General features: G+C 54.2%; 14 protein-coding genes. 8 read left to right on the top strand and 6 right to left on the bottom strand.

What is annotated here, in order from left to right; all coding sequences use genetic code 11:
- Positions 1–6 precede the first annotated feature (6 nt).
- Positions 7–462 carry a multidrug/biocide efflux PACE transporter gene (locus tag C5523_RS11605; protein WP_041851514.1) on the top strand — a complete coding sequence of 152 codons (456 nt, stop codon included), beginning with the start codon at positions 7–9 and terminating at the stop codon, positions 460–462.
- A gap of 81 nt (positions 463–543) precedes the next feature.
- Here C5523_RS11605 and C5523_RS11600 read toward each other — a convergent pair whose 3' ends face one another.
- The 3 genes from C5523_RS11600 to pntA form a co-directional block, all read right to left on the bottom strand.
- Positions 544–1,605, bottom strand: coding sequence for a mechanosensitive ion channel family protein (locus C5523_RS11600; RefSeq protein WP_108701136.1), 1,062 nt, complete (start codon positions 1,603–1,605; stop codon positions 544–546).
- 90 nt (positions 1,606–1,695) lie between these two features.
- Positions 1,696–3,084, bottom strand: a complete 1,389-nt coding sequence (gene pntB, locus C5523_RS11595; protein WP_071195321.1) for a Re/Si-specific NAD(P)(+) transhydrogenase subunit beta — start codon at positions 3,082–3,084, stop codon at positions 1,696–1,698.
- 10 nt (positions 3,085–3,094) lie between these two features.
- Positions 3,095–4,627, bottom strand: a complete 1,533-nt coding sequence (gene pntA, locus C5523_RS11590; RefSeq protein ID WP_108701135.1) for a Re/Si-specific NAD(P)(+) transhydrogenase subunit alpha — start codon at positions 4,625–4,627, stop codon at positions 3,095–3,097.
- A 527-nt stretch (positions 4,628–5,154) separates the two neighbouring features.
- On the opposite strand from pntA, the gene ydgH reads away from it, so the two are divergent.
- From ydgH to folM, 3 genes are all read left to right on the top strand, one after another.
- On the top strand, positions 5,155–6,099 hold the full coding sequence (gene ydgH / locus C5523_RS11585; RefSeq protein ID WP_108701134.1) for a DUF1471 family protein YdgH: 945 nt from the start codon (positions 5,155–5,157) through the stop codon (positions 6,097–6,099).
- A 184-nt stretch (positions 6,100–6,283) separates the two neighbouring features.
- The gene (locus C5523_RS11575; RefSeq protein WP_108701133.1) at positions 6,284–7,666 is read left to right on the top strand and encodes an amino acid permease; all 1,383 of its coding nucleotides are present in this window, start codon (positions 6,284–6,286) and stop codon (positions 7,664–7,666) included.
- 38 nt (positions 7,667–7,704) lie between these two features.
- Positions 7,705–8,427, top strand: coding sequence for a dihydromonapterin reductase (gene folM / locus C5523_RS11570; protein ID WP_079498064.1), 723 nt, complete (start codon positions 7,705–7,707; stop codon positions 8,425–8,427).
- On the opposite strand, the gene C5523_RS11565 is transcribed toward folM, so the two are convergent.
- Positions 8,424–8,759 carry a GlpM family protein gene (locus C5523_RS11565; protein WP_071195324.1) on the bottom strand — a complete coding sequence of 112 codons (336 nt, stop codon included), beginning with the start codon at positions 8,757–8,759 and terminating at the stop codon, positions 8,424–8,426. The genes folM and C5523_RS11565 overlap by 4 nt on opposite strands.
- Before the next feature lie 129 nt (positions 8,760–8,888).
- Here C5523_RS11565 and rstA point away from each other — a divergent pair, with 129 nt between their 5' ends.
- The 3 genes from rstA (at position 8,889) to tus (ending at position 11,932) form a co-directional block, all read left to right on the top strand.
- A complete protein-coding gene (gene rstA / locus C5523_RS11560) occupies positions 8,889–9,608 on the top strand; it encodes a two-component system response regulator RstA (RefSeq protein ID WP_071195325.1) in 720 nt (239 codons plus the stop codon).
- 26 nt (positions 9,609–9,634) lie between these two features.
- Positions 9,635–10,924, top strand: a complete 1,290-nt coding sequence (gene rstB / locus C5523_RS11555; RefSeq protein ID WP_071195326.1) for a two-component system sensor histidine kinase RstB — start codon at positions 9,635–9,637, stop codon at positions 10,922–10,924.
- Between the two features lie 78 nt (positions 10,925–11,002).
- Positions 11,003–11,932 (top strand): DNA replication terminus site-binding protein, encoded by a 930-nt coding sequence (gene tus / locus C5523_RS11550; protein ID WP_079498067.1) that lies wholly within the window; start codon positions 11,003–11,005, stop codon positions 11,930–11,932.
- Here tus and fumC read toward each other — a convergent pair.
- Positions 11,929–13,329: a class II fumarate hydratase gene (gene fumC / locus C5523_RS11545; RefSeq protein ID WP_079498068.1), complete on the bottom strand. Its 1,401-nt coding sequence runs from the start codon at positions 13,327–13,329 to the stop codon at positions 11,929–11,931. The genes tus and fumC overlap by 4 nt on opposite strands.
- Before the next feature lie 145 nt (positions 13,330–13,474).
- The gene (gene fumA / locus C5523_RS11540; protein ID WP_108701132.1) at positions 13,475–15,121 is read right to left on the bottom strand and encodes a class I fumarate hydratase FumA; all 1,647 of its coding nucleotides are present in this window, start codon (positions 15,119–15,121) and stop codon (positions 13,475–13,477) included.
- A gap of 198 nt (positions 15,122–15,319) precedes the next feature.
- Between fumA and manA the strand changes: the two genes are divergently transcribed.
- Positions 15,320–16,498 (top strand): mannose-6-phosphate isomerase, encoded by a 1,179-nt coding sequence (gene manA, locus C5523_RS11535; protein WP_108701131.1) that lies wholly within the window; start codon positions 15,320–15,322, stop codon positions 16,496–16,498.
- Positions 16,499–16,527 lie beyond the last annotated feature (29 nt).

The following is a 16,527-nucleotide window of genomic DNA, read 5'->3' as shown; positions in this document are numbered from 1 at the left end:
AAAATCATGCAACAACCTGCCGTACAGCGCCGCACTCTGGCCGAGCGTATCTTTCACGCAGTGAGCTTCGAAGTGATCGCCACCGCCATTTGCGCCCCGGCCAGCGCCTGGATAATGCAGCGCCCGGTGCTGGAGATGGGCGGATTGACATTATTGCTGGCTACTGCGGCGATGATCTGGAACGTGATTTACAACGCGCTGTTTGACAGGCTTTGGCCGGTTCATCGACTGGCGCGTACCGCGAAGGTCCGCGCCTGCCATGCGCTGGGGTTTGAAGGGGGGTTTATCGTGATTGGCGTGACCATAGCCTCGCTGACGCTTGGCATCGGCCTGGTAGAAGCGTTCTTACTGGAGATCGGCTTTTTCCTCTTCTTCCTTCCCTACACCATGGCGTTTAACTGGATCTACGACATAGTGCGCGCCCGGGTGGTTCACCGTCAGGCGGCGCGCATATGTCAGTAAGATGTTTCGGATACGCCTGTTTTAACTGCGCGTTCCCGTCATCGTCTCTTGCTGGCTGTCGGCATCCGGCACGCCAGCGGGTCAGGGTCCTTTAACCACTGTAGTCGGCAGCGCCAGTTGCACGTCGTTCGCCGCCAGTTGCTCCATAATGCGGATATTAATCTCCTGCTGGATATCCATATATTTGTTGTAATCCGCGGTATTGACGATATGGACAACTTCAAAGTTGAGTCGATCGGTGCCGAAACCGAGAAAATGAGCGCGGTCGAATTTGGTTTCGCCGACGTCATTAATAATGGTTTTTATCATCTCGCCAATCTGACGGAGTTTATCCGGCGGGGTTGACAAGGCGACACCGAAAGTAAAAACGATACGTCGGGTTTGCATACGTTTATAGTTATGCAGCGTCTGCTGCAGAAGAATGGCGTTACCACAGACAATCTGCTCTCCACTCAAACTACGTATGCGCGTGGTTTTGAGGCCAATATGCTCAACCGTCCCGGCGACATCGTTAAACACCACGAAATCACCAATTTCAAAAGGCTTATCAAAACCAATCGACAGCGAGGCAAAAACATCGCTGAGGATGGTCTGTACCGCCAGGGCGATGGCAATACCGCCGACGCCGAGGCTTGCCACCAGCGCGGTAATATTCACCCCGACATTCGCCAGAATTGACAGCAGCATCACGGTCCATACCAGCATCCGTAGCAGCAGTCCGGTGATGACCAGCGTCACCGGGTTTTTATGCATACCGGGTTCATAACGCAACTGATGCAGCCAGGAGATAATCCCCTGATCAAACCAGAGCGCCATTTGAATGGCGAGCACCAAAAACCAGGCATGACTGATTGTTGCGGAGAGATTTGTGGGGAGCTCAACAAAACGCAGGCTAAAAAGAAACGCGACGATAAAGAGCAGCACCTTGCTGGTTCTGACTAACATATCATTCAGCACCAGACGCATTTTCTGCGTGCTTTGATGCTTATCGCCCCAGCTCTGCACGCCTTTACCAACGATACGCAGTAAACGGTTAAGCAACCAGTAGGCCAATATCGTAATGATGACGACCGTGAAGACAGCAATCCAGAACGATGGCGTCATCATTAAAGATATCAAATCGAAACGTGATAAAAATTCCATTCTTTCCCTCATCAAAGCCGTGAAGAGAAAAAGTATAGACGCAGACAAAAAAAAACCGCTCCGAAGAGCGGTTGAGATACGCGCAGAGAATTACAGCGCTTTCAGAATCGCATCGACGCTGGCTTTGGCATCGCCAAACAGCATCTGGGTATTCTCTTTAAAGAACAGCGGGTTCTGTACGCCAGCATAGCCGGTATTCATAGAGCGTTTGAACACGATAACGTTTTGCGCTTTCCACACTTCCAGAACAGGCATACCTGCGATAGGACTCTTCGGATCGTCCTGCGCCGCTGGGTTAACGGTGTCATTCGCACCAATAACCAGTACGGTGTCGGTATCGGCGAAGTCATCGTTGATTTCGTCCATTTCCAGCACGATGTCATACGGTACTTTCGCTTCCGCCAGCAGGACGTTCATGTGGCCCGGCAAACGCCCCGCAACCGGGTGAATTCCGAAGCGCACTTTCACGCCGCGCGCACGCAGTTTCTCGGTAATTTCCGCAACCGGATACTGCGCCTGTGCGACCGCCATGCCGTAGCCTGGGGTGATGATGACAGAGTGTGAGTTTTTCAGCATCTCAGCCGTCTCTTCGGCGTTGATCTCACGGTGCTCGCCCACTTCTTCATCGGACCCTGTAGAGGAACCGTCAGTACCGAAGCCGCCAGCGATAACGCTGATAAAGGAGCGGTTCATCGCCTTACACATGATGTAAGAGAGGATCGCACCGGAAGAACCCACCAGCGCACCGGTGACGATCAGCAGGTCGTTGCTCAGCATAAAGCCCGCCGCCGCTGCCGCCCAACCGGAATAGGAGTTCAGCATCGAGACCACAACCGGCATGTCAGCACCGCCGATAGAGGCCACCAGATGCCAGCCAAACACCAACGCAATCGCCGTCATCACCAGCAGCGCCAGCGCCTGCAGGCCCACGCTTTCAGTACGAACAAAAATCACCAGCAGGACAAAAGAAACCACCAGCGCCGCAAGGTTCAATTTGTGACGGTTTGGCAGCATCAACGGTTTTGAGGAGATCTTGCCGCACAGCTTGCCGAACGCCACGATAGAACCGGTGAAGGTGACGGCGCCGATAAAGATGCCGAGGAACACTTCGGTCAGGTGAATATTGACCAGGATCGGTTCCATGCCCGGTTCGTGGTAAAGGTAGCTGTTAAAGCCAACCAGCACCGCGGCCAGACCCACAAAGCTGTGCAGTACAGCAACCAGCTCAGGCATCTCGGTCATTTCAACTTTGCGCGCCAGGCGAATACCGATAGCACCACCGATGATCATCGCAACGATAATCCACGCTACGTTGCCAGTGTCAGGCCCGAAAATCGTGGCAATCAGCGCAATCGCCATCCCGGCAACGCCGAAACGGTTACCCTGTTGGGACGTTTCATGTTTCGATAGCCCCGCCAGACTGAAAATAAACAGGATCGCGGCAACAATGTATGCAGCTGTAACTAATCCTCCAGACATGTGCTACCCCTTAGTTCTTCCGGAACATTTTCAGCATGCGCTGAGTGACGGTGAAACCACCAAAAATATTAATGCTGGCAATCAGTACAGCGATAAAGCTTAAGAAGCTGACCCAACCACCATGGCCGATTTGTAAGAGTGCGCCAACAACGATAATGCCGGAGATTGCGTTGGTAACCGACATCAACGGAGTATGCAAGGCGTGGGAGACGTTCCACACCACGTAGTAACCGACCACGCAGGCCAGCGCGAAGACGGTGAAGTGACCAAGAAACTCTTTAGGTGCAACGTCGGCCAGCCAGCCGAAGAGAATAATCACCAGCGCCATGATGCCGTATTTCAGCCATGGCGATGTGGGCTTAGCCTCTTCTTTCGCGGTGGCAGGTGCCGCTTTCGCCGCAGCCTGCGGTTGCGCGGAAACCTGAATCGGCGGAGCCGGCCAGGTTACTTCGCCCTCGCGAATGACGGTCACGCCGCGCACGACCACATCCTCGAAATCGACTGTCACATTGCCGTCCTTTTCTTTGCACAGCAATTTCAGCAGGTTGACCAGGTTGGTGCCGTAAAGTTGGGAAGACTGCGCGGCCAGACGGCCTGGCAGGTCGGTATAACCGATGATTTTCACGCCGTTTGGCGTAGTGACGACTTCGTTCGCCACGGTGTATTCGCAGTTACCGCCGTTTTGCGCCGCCAGGTCAACCACCACGCTGCCGGATTTCATGGAATCCACCATCTCGCGGGTGATCAGTTTCGGTGCCGGTTTACCCGGAATCAATGCGGTGGTGACGATGATATCAACGTCTTTCGCCTGGGCGGCAAAGAGTTCCATTTCCGCTTTGATAAACGCTTCGGACATCACTTTCGCGTAGCCGTCGCCGCTACCGGCCTCTTCTTTGAAATCCAGCTCAAGGAACTCAGCGCCCATACTCTGGACCTGTTCCTTCACTTCCGGACGGGTATCAAACGCGCGGACAATTGCCCCGAGGCTGTTGGCGGCACCAATAGCCGCCAGGCCGGCAACGCCTGCGCCAATGACCATCACTTTCGCCGGCGGGACTTTACCTGCGGCGGTGATCTGCCCGGTAAAGAAACGGCCAAATTCGTGGGCTGCTTCCACAATGGCGCGGTAGCCAGCAATGTTGGCCATTGAGCTCAATGCATCCAGCGCCTGGGCACGGGAAATACGCGGCACAGAGTCCATCGCCATGACGGTAATATTACGGGCAGCCAGTTTCTCCATCAGCGGCGCATTCTGCGCAGGCCAGATAAAGCTGACTAATGTCGTGCCCGGATTAAGCAAGGCGATTTCGTCATCCGTCGGTGCATTCACCTTGAGGATAACGTCAGAGTGCCAGACGTTATTTTCGTCCACCACGGTTGCGCCAGCCTGGGTAAACGCGTTGTCATCGAAGCTTGCCAGTTTGCCCGCGCCGCTTTCAATCGCGACGGTGAAACCCAATTTAAGCAATTGCTCTACCGTTTTCGGCGTCGCCGCAACGCGGGTTTCATTGGCCAACCGTTCTTTTGGTACACCAATACGCATAGTTTTCCCTTCCATCGATTTTAGATGATGGTTTGTCAGTGATGCCCGGGCATGATATTGCCTGCCAGAGATAAATAAACAGACTGCATCCCGGAAAATAAAACAGTAACAAACTTTCTATAACCTACTGAAAATAACGCCTGTGATCTACCGCCAGAAAACAGAAATTCTGTTTTTATCTGTGAAAACCGGGCGGGTAGCGGGGCTGACAGGGTTATTTCCCTTTAATTCATTTAAACAAGCCGATATTCCGCTCAGGCGAAGCGGCAAAACACGATTAATCTCCACTACACATTGCTCTTTTAACAATGTATTAACTTAAAAAACTCATATGCTTTATGACTTTTGCAGGTCAACAGCCTGTTTTTTCAACATATCACTAAACGTTATCGTAAAACGTCTGGCGTGTAGCACACTCAGTGAAAAATGACGCAGACAGTCGTGTTGATTAAATGCAATAATCAGCGACGTTTTTAAGTCAACAACAACACCAGTATCTGGTTTGCGCAAGGCGAAGGATCATTTTTATGAAGCTTAAGTACACCCTCCTGGCGTCAGCACTTTTGTCCGTTACGACCCTGTCAGTCAACGCAGCGACAGAGTTAACGCCGGAGCAAGCGTCAGCATTGAAGCCCTACGATCGCGTTGTTATCACCGGTCGCTTTAACTCTATTGGCGATGCCGTTAAAGCCGCTTCAAGCCGTGCTGATAAAGAAGGCGCGGCCTCGTTTTATGTTGTAGACACCTCCGATTATGGTGAGAGCGGCAACCAGCGTGTCACCACGGACCTGTATAAAGCCGATGCGCCGAAAGCCGATGCGCCAAAACTGCGCGTCATCAATGGCGTTACTGAGTTGCCGAAGACCGATGCTATTGAGCTGGAACCGTTCGATACCGTTACGGTACAGGGTTTCTATCGCTCACAGCCGGAAGTAAACGATGCCATCACCAAAGCCGCGAAAGCGAAAGGGGCTGCCTCTTTCTATATCGTGCGTCAGGTTGATGCCAACGAAGGTGGCAACCAGCGGATTACGGCATATATCTATAAAGCTGATGCCAAAAAACGCGTACTGCAGAGCCCGGATGCCATTCCACGTGATTCCGAAGCAGGCCGTGCGGCATTAGCAAAAGGCGGTGAAGAAGCCAAGAAAGTAGAAATCCCGGGCGTTGCAACTACCGCTGCGCCGAGCGCTGACGTGGGTCGTTTCTTTGAAACACAATCCTCCACCGCAAACCGTTACACTGTCACATTACCTGACGGAACAAAAATCGAAGAAGTGAATAAAATCACGGCTGCGCAGATGGTTCCGTTCGACAGCATCAAGTTCACCGGTAACTATGGCAACATGACCGAGATCTCTTATCAGGTTGCGAAACGTGCCGCGGCGAAAGGTGCCAAGTACTACCACATCACCCGCCAGTGGCAGGAAAATGGTAGCAACATCACCATCAGTGCCGATTTGTACAAATAAATAACCCTTCATTTTAAAGGCGGCCCTGGGTCGCCTTTTCTATTTTTTTCGCGAAATTAAGCCGTCACGCATTGCATGCCATTACGACTCTCCGTAAAATCCCGCGCCTCAGTGATATCCACCATTTTTATGCGCATAAGCAAAATAATTATTCTGGATTGAGCCCGTTCATAACAGGATACCCATGGAAAAGAAACTTGGCCTGAGCGCTTTAACTGCGCTGGTATTAAGCTCAATGCTCGGTGCGGGCGTTTTCAGCCTGCCGCAAAATATGGCGGAAATCGCCAGCCCCGCGGCTTTATTGATTGGCTGGGCGATTACCGGCGCGGGGATATTACTGCTCGCCTTCGCCATGCTTATCCTGACGCGTCTTCGTCCGGACCTGGACGGCGGTATTTTTACCTATGCCCGGGAAGGTTTTGGCGAACTTATCGGTTTTTGTTCTGCCTGGGGGTACTGGCTGTGCGCCGTTATCGCCAACGTCTCCTACTTAGTGATTGTCTTCTCTGCGCTGAGTTTCTTTACCGATACGCCAGAACTGCGCTTTTTTGGCGACGGTAACACCTGGCAAGCGATGGTGGGTGCATCCCTGCTGCTGTGGTTTGTTCATGCATTAGTGCTGCGCGGCGTGCAGACGGCGGCGAGTATTAATCTCGCGGCGACGCTCGCCAAACTGGTGCCGCTTGGCCTGTTTATTGTGCTGGCGGCCATGGCCTTCCATTACGATACCTTTAGCCTGGATTTCTCCGGTATCGCCCTGGGTGTACCGGTATGGGAGCAGGTGAAAAACACCATGCTCATTACCCTGTGGGTGTTTATCGGGGTTGAAGGCGCTGTGGTCGTCTCCGCCCGCGCGCGCAACAAACACGATGTGGGACGCGCCACCCTGCTGGCAGTGCTGGCTGCCCTCGGCGTCTATTTGTTGGTTACACTGCTGTCGCTGGGAGTGGTGCCGCGCCCGGAACTGGCGGCGATGCGTAATCCGTCAATGGCAGGCCTGATGGTCAGGCTGATGGGCTCCTGGGGCGATGTGGTCATTGCTGCCGGGCTGATTGTCTCGGTTTGTGGCGCTTACCTGAGCTGGACGATCACGGCAGCGGAAGTGCCGCTACTGGCTGCCACCCATCAGGCGTTTCCACGTATTTTTGCCCGACAGAACAAGAATAATGCGCCCGCGGCGTCGCTGTGGTTAACCAATATCAGTGTACAGGTCTCGCTGGTGCTGATCTGGCTCACAGGTTCCGATTACAATACGCTGTTGACCATTGCGTCAGAGATGATTCTGGTTCCTTATTTCCTTGTCGGGGCATTTTTACTGAAGATCTCTCGTCGTCCGTTGCACCGCGTCGTCGCTATCGGCGCCAGCCTCTATGGCTTATGGTTACTGTATGCATCCGGTCCGATGCATTTGCTGTTGTCGGTTGTGCTCTATGCGCCGGGGCTGCTGGTCTTTATCTACGCACGCCGCACGCATGACATAGCCAGTCTGCTTAAACGCCGGGAAAGAGTGCTGATTGGTCTGTTACTGATCGCCGCCGTTCCCGCCACGTGGAAGTTGGTGGGGTAAGCAGCGCATGCGCCCCGTTGAGAAGGAGAACGCATTCGATGGGAAACTCGAAGACACGCCCGATATTGATTACCGGAGGAGGCCGTCGCATCGGTCTCGCCCTCGCCCACCATTTTCTCAGCCAACAGCAGCCGATTATCGTCAGTTACCGGACGCTCTATCCGGCGATTGAACAGTTAACCGCCGCGGGCGCGTTGTGCATTCAGGCAGACTTCAGCAGCGATGAAGGGGTGCTGGCCTTTGCCGATATCGTGAAGGAGAAAACCGAGGGGCTGCGGGCAATTATTCACAATGCGGGCGACTGGGCGGGTGAAAAACCCGGCGTTGCGCTGCCCGATGTGCTTTCACGGATGCTGCAGATCCACGTTCATGCCCCCTACTTACTTAACCATGCGCTGGAAAGATTATTGCGCGGATTCGGGCATGCCGCTGGCGATATTATTCACTTTACCGATTATGTTGTTGAGTGCGGAAGCGACAAACATATCGCCTATGCCGCCAGTAAAGCAGCGCTGGATAATATGACCCGCTCTTTTGCCAAAAAGCTGGCTCCAGAAGTGAAAGTCAACGCCATTGCCCCGGCGCTGATCCTGTTTAATGACGATGATGACGCGGAATACCGTCAGCAGGCACTCAATAAATCGCTGATGAAAATCGCCCCGGGCGAAAAAGAGATAATCGATCTGGTCGACTATCTGCTGACCAGTTGCTACGTCACGGGACGGACGTTTGGCGTCGATGGCGGCCGCCCGCTGCGCTAGTGGAGGCGGCTCCAGATAAAAATGAGCAGCCAGGCGCTGAGGCACCAGCAAAGTACCGCAGCGCCCAGCGCGTATCCCACCCGCATAAATCCGGTGAAGTACCACAGCGACAGCAGGTAAAGGAAATAAGGAATAATGGACCACATACCAAAAACGATGGTGGTGCGTAGCGCGTCCACGCCCCGCTCGGTCGCCACGATATAATGAGCGATTAAAGCAAAGGTCGGAAATAACGGTATTAGCCCGGCGATATAGTAATTTTTCGTTTTTGACAGCAAACCAATTAATAACACCACCAGCGCGCCAATTGCCGCTTTTATCACCAGCGCCATCACGTTCCCTTTCTCATAATGCCAACAAAGGCCTACAGCATAGCGGATGGGGAGCTTGTTTAGAAAAGATTAATGGCAGGATCAATAAAGGCAGTGTATGTTCATCTTTTTGACTCATCACGATGATATATGAATAAAATCGTTTTTGTGGAAGACGACCCGGAAGTGGGCGCACTTATTGCGGCATATCTGGGCAAACACGATATGGATGTGATAGTTGAACCGCGTGGTGACCGAGCAGAAGAGGTCATCGCCCGTGAAAAACCAGATCTGATTCTTCTGGATATCATGCTCCCCGGCAAAGATGGGATGACACTGTGCCGCGATTTACGCCAGCAGTGGACCGGCCCTATCGTCCTTCTCACCTCTCTTGATAGTGATATGAACCATATTCTGTCGCTGGAGATGGGCGCGAACGACTACATTCTTAAAACCACCCCACCTGCGGTTTTACTGGCGCGTCTGCGGCTGCATTTACGCCAGCAGGCCGGTGCCACACAGCAAGAATCCGCGCCGTCATCGCTAAAGCAGCATAAGACGCTGCAATTTGGCACGCTGACCATCGATCCGGTCAACAGGCAGGTGCTGCTGGCTGGCGAGCAGGTTGTTCTCTCAACCGCCGATTTCGATCTGCTGTGGGAACTGGCCACCCACGCAGGGCAAATTATGGACCGCGATGCGTTACTGAAAAACCTGCGCGGTGTGACCTATGACGGAATGGATCGCAGTGTTGATGTGGCCATTTCGCGCCTGCGCAAAAAATTGCTCGATAACGCCACCGAGCCTTTCCGTATTAAAACCGTGCGCAACAAAGGCTATCTTTTCGCCCCACACGCCTGGGATAACTGAGTCCGGTCCTCTTCGCGGGTGTCGCCATGAAAAAACTTTTCGTCCAGTTTTATCTGTTGCTGTTTGTCTGCTTTCTGGTGATGACCATGCTGGTCGGGCTGGTTTACAAATTCACCGCCGAGCGCGCAGGGCGACAGTCGCTGGACGATTTGATGAAAAGTTCGCTGTACCTGATGCGCAGCGAACTACGTGAAATCCCACCGCACCAGTGGAACAAAACGCTCAAAGAGCTGGACCTCAATCTGTCCTTTAACATGCGCGTGGAACCGATGAGCAAGTTCTCGCTGGAAGCCCCCGCGCAACAGCGGCTACAGGAAGGCGATATTGTCGCGCTGGATTCGCAATACACCTTTATCCAGCGTATTCCACGTAGCCACTATGTCCTGGCTGTCGGCCCTGTCCCCTACCTCTTTTATCTGCATGAAATGCGTCTGCTCGATATGGCGCTGATGGCCTTTATTGCTATCTCACTGGCCTTCCCGGTGTTTATCTGGATGCGTCCCCACTGGCAGGAGATGCTGCGGCTGGAATCCGCCGCCCAGCGCTTTGGCGAAGGTCATCTGGAAGAGCGCATTCATTTTGACAGCACCTCCAGCTTTGAACGGCTGGGGATTGCCTTTAACCAGATGGCGGATAACATCAACGCCCTGATCGCCAGTAAGAAAATGTTGATTGATGGCGTGGCCCACGAACTGCGCACACCGCTGGTCAGGCTGCGTTATCGCCTGGAGATGAGCGACAACCTGAGCGATAGCGAACGTAGCGCGCTGAACCGCGATATCGGGCAACTCGAAGGACTCATTCAGGAGCTGCTCACCTACGCACGCCTTGACCGTCCGCAGACAGAACTGAAACTGACCACGCCCGATCTCAACGCATGGCTGGACGGTTATATGCTGGATGCCCGCAACGTCAATCCCGACCACCAGCTAGAACTCCATAATCAGCCCGGCGACTATGGTTCGCTGGATATGCGCCTGATGGAACGCGTGCTGGATAACCTCATCAATAATGCCCTGCGCTACTGCCAGAAAACGGTCAAAGTGACATTACAGCTTGAAGGCTCGCAGGCAAGCCTGATTGTCGAAGATGACGGTCCGGGGATTGCCCCGGATGAGCGTAGCCGTGTGTTTGAGCCTTTTGTGCGCCTCGACCCCAGCAGAGACCGTGCGACGGGCGGTTGTGGCCTGGGGCTTGCCATCGTGCACTCCATCGCCCAGGCAATGAGCGGCGAAGTGAAGTGTGAAGAGAGCGCTGCGGGCGGCGCCCGTTTTTGTTTTCAGTGGCCGGTCTGGCACGACACCTCCCTCACCTGAAAAGCGTGACGTGCACGGTGTTAAGGTGTGGAAGGTTGTGCTACAACATAAGTATGTTGTAACTAAAGGAATGATAAAATGGCCGCATACGACCTGATAGAACGCCTTAACACCACTTTTCGCCAGCTCGAACAGGAACTGGCCGTCCTGAAAGGACAACTCTCCGATTGCCGTTTACTGGCGGGCCGCGTCTTCACCCTGCCGGACGTCGCCAAAGGCGCGGAGCACGAGCCGCTGCCCACCATTCAGGTAAAGCAGCGGGTGGGCAAGCGTGCCGCCGACGCGGCCCTGCGCCACTATACCCATCTGTTTATTCAGCAGCAGTCGGAAAACCGCAGCAGTAAAGCCGCCGTGCGTTTGCCGGGTGTCATTTGTTATCAGGTGGATATGGCGACCCGCGCCCGACTGGAGCAGACCATTAACACCATCAATGCCCTGAAAATGACCTTTGAACGCATCGTGACCGTCGACTCCGGGCTGGCACCGACCGCCCGCTTCGAGTGGGTGCATCGCCATTTACCCGGTCTGATTACCCTGAATGCCTACCGCACGTTAACCGCCATTCGCGATCCCGCTACCCTGCGCTTTGGCTGGGCTAACAAGCACATCATCAAGAATTTCACCCGCGATGAGGTGCTTGCACTGCTTGATAAAAGCCGTAAATCGCCGCGCGCCGTCGCGCCGTGGACCCGCGAGCAGTGGCAGGAGCGTCTTGAGCAAGAGTACGCCGCGATTGCCTCTTTGCCGCAGCAGGCTCGCCTGAAAATCAAACGTCCGGTAAAGGTGCAGCCGATTGCTCGCGTCTGGTATGCGGATTCGCAAAAGCAGGTGCAGTACGCCTGCCCGACGCCGCTGATTGCGCTGGTGAGTGAAGAACATGGCGGGAAAGTGCCGGACATCGGCGAGCTGTTGAATTACCAGGAGGATAATATCCAGCACCGTTTTAAACCGCAGGCACAGCCGTTGACGCTAATTATCCCCCGGCTGCACCTCTATCTTGCTGATTAAACGGGCTTCATGCTGCCCACCATCGATTCCGGGCGCACCCAGCTATCGAACTCGGCTTCCGTCAGGTAGCCGAGCGCCAGCGCCGAGGCCTTGAGCGTCAGCCCCTCTTTATGGGCTTTTTTGGCAATTTCTGCCGCTTTGTCATAGCCGATATGGGTATTCAGAGCGGTCACCAGCATCAGCGACTCATTGAGCAACTGGTCGATACGTTCACGATTCGGCTCGATCCCCACCGCACAGTGCTCGTTAAAGCTTTCCATACCGTCGGCCAGCAGACGCACCGACTGCAGGAAGTTATGAATGACCATCGGGCGGAAGACATTGAGTTCAAAGTTGCCGGATGCGCCGCCCATATTGACCGCCACGTCGTTGCCTAACACCTGACAGCAGAGCATGGTCATGGCTTCACATTGGGTGGGGTTAACTTTACCCGGCATGATGGAGCTGCCCGGCTCATTCTCCGGAATAGAAATTTCACCAATCCCACAGCGCGGGCCGGAAGCCAGCCAGCGCACATCATTAGCAATTTTCATCAGTGATGCCGCCAGCCCTTTCAGCGCACCGTGGGCGTGGACTAATGCATCACAGGTGGCCAGCGCCTCAAACTTGTTCGGTGCGGTAATAAACGGCTGCCGGGTAAAGGCGGCCAGTTCTTCTGCTACTCGTCTGGCATATTCCGGGTGGGTATTCAGCCCGGTGCCCACCGCCGTACCGCCGAGCGCCAGTTCACCCAGGTGCGGCAGGCTCAGTTCGATATGTTTGAGGTTATGTTCCAGCATCGCCACCCAGCCGGAAATCTCCTGGCCGAGCGTTAGCGGCGTGGCATCCTGCAGGTGAGTACGACCAATTTTGACAATATCGGCGAAGGCAATCGCTTTTTCGTTGAGCGTTTTTTTCAGAACCAGAAGCTGAGGCAGCAGGTGTTCGCGCACGGCAATCACCGCCGCCACGTGCATCGCCGTCGGGAAAACGTCATTCGAGCTTTGGCTCTTGTTGACGTCGTCGTTCGGGTGCACTTTACGCCCCATGCCACGCTCGCCGCCCAGCAGTTCACTGGCACGGTTCGCCAGCACCTCATTCATGTTCATGTTGCTCTGGGTGCCGGAGCCTGTTTGCCAGATAGCCAGCGGGAATTCATCCGGGTGTTTTCCGGCAAGCACCTCATCCGCCGCCTCGATAATGGCCTGTGCTTTTTCCGCCGCCAGCAGCCCTAAATCCTGATTGACCTTTGCCGCCGCACGTTTGGTCAGTGCCAGTGCGTGGATAAGCGAGACCGGCATTTTTTCCGTCGAGATGCGGAAATGCTCAAGCGACCGTTGGGTTTGCGCCCCCCACAGCTTATCTGCCGGGACGTCAATCGCGCCCATCGAATCTTTCTCACTACGATGCGTTGTCATTACTTTCTCCCTGTTACGAAGTGATGTTGAGTACCGACATTGCTCACCTGCAAACAAAGCTTAAGTATTGATGCTTGTTATGACGACGTTTATTGCTTCGTGCGCTTAACCGGCGCAAAAAAACCGCCCCGAAGGGCGGCAGTTCTTATTTTACACAGCGTGCGCACTGGCCCGACTGGATTTGCTCGAAGAAATCGTTACCTTTGTCATCCACCAGGATAAAGGCCGGGAAATCTTCAACATCGATTTTCCAGATAGCTTCCATCCCCAGTTCCGGGTAGGCCACACATTCAAGGCTCTTGATACTGTTTTGCGCCAGAATCGCCGCCGGCCCGCCGATACTGCCAAGGTAAAAACCGCCGTGTTTATGGCAGGCATCGGTCACCTGCTGGCTGCGGTTGCCTTTTGCCAGCATGATCATGCTGCCACCTTGCGACTGCAACTGGTCAACGTACGAGTCCATACGCCCGGCGGTGGTTGGGCCCAGGGAACCCGAAGCATACCCCTCAGGGGTCTTCGCAGGTCCCGCGTAGTAGATGGGGTGATCTTTCACATACTGCGGCAGCGGCTTGCCTTCATCCATCAGCTCTTTGAGCTTCGCATGCGCAATATCACGCGCCACGATGATCGTCCCGGTCAGCGACAGGCGTGTGGAAACCGGATACAGTTTGAGCTGGCCGAGGATCTCTTCCATCGGACGGTTAAGGTTGACCTTCACCGCTTCGCCCTCACCGGCCTGGCGCAGCGATTCCGGAATGTATTTGCCGGGGTTCTGCTCCAGTTTTTCCAGCCAGATGCCTTCGCGGTTGATTTTGGCTTTGATGTTACGATCCGCCGAGCAGGAAACCCCCATCCCCACAGGACAAGAGGCACCGTGGCGCGGCAGACGAATCACGCGGATATCATGCGCAAAGTATTTGCCGCCGAACTGTGCGCCCAGGCCAAGCTGCTGGGCTTCAAGCAGCAGTTCCTTTTCCAGTTGCACATCACGGAACGCCTGGCCGTGCTCATTACCTTCGGTTGGCAGGCCGTCGTAATATTTCGTCGAGGCCAGTTTGACCGTTTTGAGCGTGGCCTCTGCGCTGGTACCGCCAATCACGAACGCGATGTGGTACGGCGGACAGGCAGCGGTGCCCAGGGTACGCATTTTCTCGACCAGATAACCTTTCAGTTTCGCCGGGGTGATCAGCGCTTTCGTTTCCTGATACAGATAGGTTTTGTTGGCGGAACCGCCCCCTTTGGCGATGCAAAGGAATTTATATTCGTCGCCGTCAACGCTATACAAATCGATCTGTGCCGGCAGGTTAGTCCCGGTATTGACCTCTTTGTACATATCCAGCGGGGCGTTTTGCGAATAACGCAGGTTATCTTCGATAAAGGTGTTATAGACGCCGCGCGCTAAGGCCGCTTCATCGCCGCCCCCCGTCCATACACGCTGCCCTTTTTTACCCATAATGATCGCCGTGCCGGTATCCTGGCAGGTGGGCAAAATACCTTTTGCGGCAATCTCGGAGTTACGCAGGAATTGCAGCGCGACGTATTTGTCATTTTCGCTGGCATCCGGATCACTGAGGATATCGGCAACCTGTTGCTGATGCGCCGGGCGCAGCAGGAAGGAGGCATCGTGGAAGGCATGTTGCGCCAGAAGGGTCAGCGCCTGAGGATCGACTTTAAGCACTTCCTGACCATCAAAATCGGCGACGGAAACGTAATCGCTACTGAGTAAATAATATTCGGTCTCGTCCTTTTTCAGCGGAAAAGGCTCTTGATAATAAAAAGGTTTATTCGACATTGTTCTCTCACTTACAGCACGAACTGGTTATTGTTTCGGCAGGACATCCATCTGCCACAAAAAAGCGAGTCCGCATATCCTACACAATTATTTAACAAAAACTGAGACTAGTACGACTTTTTGCCTGCTCTGATTACTTCGAACAAATTTATTGCTTTAATACGTGCAATTAAGTTGACCATGATGAAGGGCGGGATAATGCAAAAACTCATTAACTCAGTGCAGCACTATGCCTGGGGAAGTAAAAACGCGTTAACGGAACTCTATGGTGTCGAGAACCCTGACAACCAGCCAATGGCCGAGTTGTGGATGGGCGCGCACCCCAGGAGCAGCTCAAAAGTGCAGGACGCGCAGGGTAACCTTCACTCGCTTCGCGAGGTGATTGAACAGGACAAAGCAGGCTTGCTGGGCAGCGCAGTCGCCGAACGTTTTGGCGAGTTGCCCTTTTTGTTTAAAGTGCTGTGTGCCGCCCAGCCGCTGTCCATTCAGGTGCATCCGAACAAACAGGCCTCTGAAATCGGTTTTGCGAAAGAGAACGCCGCCGGTATCCCACTCGATGCGGCCGAGCGTAACTACAAAGACCCGAACCATAAACCGGAACTGGTCTTTGCACTGACGCCCTTCCTGGCGATGAACGCCTTCCGTCCGTTCTCCGAAATCGTCTCTCTGCTACAACCGGTGGCGGGCGCCAACCAGGCTATTGCTCATTTTCTGCAAGAACCCGGCGCGGAACGCCTGAGCCAACTGTTCGCCAGCCTGTTGAATTTAAAGGGCGATGAAAAATCGCGGGCGCTGGCGGTGCTGAAAGCGGCACTCAATAGCCAGCAGGGCGAACCGTGGGAAACCATTCGTGTGATTTCCGAGTTTTATCCTGATGACAGCGGCCTGTTCTCCCCGCTGCTGCTCAATGTGGTGAAACTTAATCCCGGTGAAGCGATGTTCCTGTTCGCCGAAACCCCGCATGCCTATCTTCAGGGGGTAGCGCTGGAGGTCATGGCCAACTCTGATAACGTACTGCGCGCAGGGCTGACGCCGAAATACATCGACATTCCGGAACTGGTCGCAAATGTGAAATTCACCCCCAAACCTGCCAGTGAATTACTGACCCAACCCGTAAAACAGGCTTCCAGCCTGGAATTCCCGATCCCGGTTGATGATTTTGCATTTTCGCTGCATGACCTCTCTACCACCGGTAGCGATGTGGCGCAGCAGAGCGCGGCTATCCTGTTCTGCGTGGAAGGCGAAGCCGTGCTCAGCAAAGGGGATGAGACTCTGGCGCTCAAACCCGGCGAGTCGGCATTTATAAGTGCCAGCGAATCTCCTGTGACGGTAAGCGGCGTGGGTAGACTGGCGCGGGTCTACAATAAGCTCAACTAGTTACTGAACTTTTTAGCAAGGATTGCTAA

It is taken from the genome of Phytobacter sp. SCO41, from assembly GCF_003073275.1.
Classification (GTDB): domain Bacteria; phylum Pseudomonadota; class Gammaproteobacteria; order Enterobacterales; family Enterobacteriaceae; genus Phytobacter; species Phytobacter diazotrophicus.
This window is presented reverse-complemented; position numbering and strand designations above follow the sequence as displayed.

What these genes read in the sequence shown, in the direction of transcription:
- C5523_RS11565 (WP_071195324.1), bottom strand. Translation starts at nt 8,759, where the DNA reads ATGGCGCTGGTGATAAAAGCGGCAATTGGCGCGCTGGTGGTGTTATTA.
- fumA (WP_108701132.1), bottom strand. Translation starts at nt 15,121, where the DNA reads ATGTCGAATAAACCTTTTTATTATCAAGAGCCTTTTCCGCTGAAAAAG.
- C5523_RS11575 (WP_108701133.1), top strand. Translation starts at nt 6,284, where the DNA reads ATGGAAAAGAAACTTGGCCTGAGCGCTTTAACTGCGCTGGTATTAAGC.
- rstA (WP_071195325.1), top strand. Translation starts at nt 8,889, where the DNA reads ATGAATAAAATCGTTTTTGTGGAAGACGACCCGGAAGTGGGCGCACTT.
- ydgH (WP_108701134.1), top strand. Translation starts at nt 5,155, where the DNA reads ATGAAGCTTAAGTACACCCTCCTGGCGTCAGCACTTTTGTCCGTTACG.
- C5523_RS11605 (WP_041851514.1), top strand. Translation starts at nt 7, where the DNA reads ATGCAACAACCTGCCGTACAGCGCCGCACTCTGGCCGAGCGTATCTTT.
- manA (WP_108701131.1), top strand. Translation starts at nt 15,320, where the DNA reads ATGCAAAAACTCATTAACTCAGTGCAGCACTATGCCTGGGGAAGTAAA.
- C5523_RS11600 (WP_108701136.1), bottom strand. Translation starts at nt 1,605, where the DNA reads ATGGAATTTTTATCACGTTTCGATTTGATATCTTTAATGATGACGCCA.
- pntA (WP_108701135.1), bottom strand. Translation starts at nt 4,627, where the DNA reads ATGCGTATTGGTGTACCAAAAGAACGGTTGGCCAATGAAACCCGCGTT.
- rstB (WP_071195326.1), top strand. Translation starts at nt 9,635, where the DNA reads ATGAAAAAACTTTTCGTCCAGTTTTATCTGTTGCTGTTTGTCTGCTTT.
- tus (WP_079498067.1), top strand. Translation starts at nt 11,003, where the DNA reads ATGGCCGCATACGACCTGATAGAACGCCTTAACACCACTTTTCGCCAG.
- pntB (WP_071195321.1), bottom strand. Translation starts at nt 3,084, where the DNA reads ATGTCTGGAGGATTAGTTACAGCTGCATACATTGTTGCCGCGATCCTG.
- folM (WP_079498064.1), top strand. Translation starts at nt 7,705, where the DNA reads ATGGGAAACTCGAAGACACGCCCGATATTGATTACCGGAGGAGGCCGT.
- fumC (WP_079498068.1), bottom strand. Translation starts at nt 13,329, where the DNA reads ATGACAACGCATCGTAGTGAGAAAGATTCGATGGGCGCGATTGACGTC.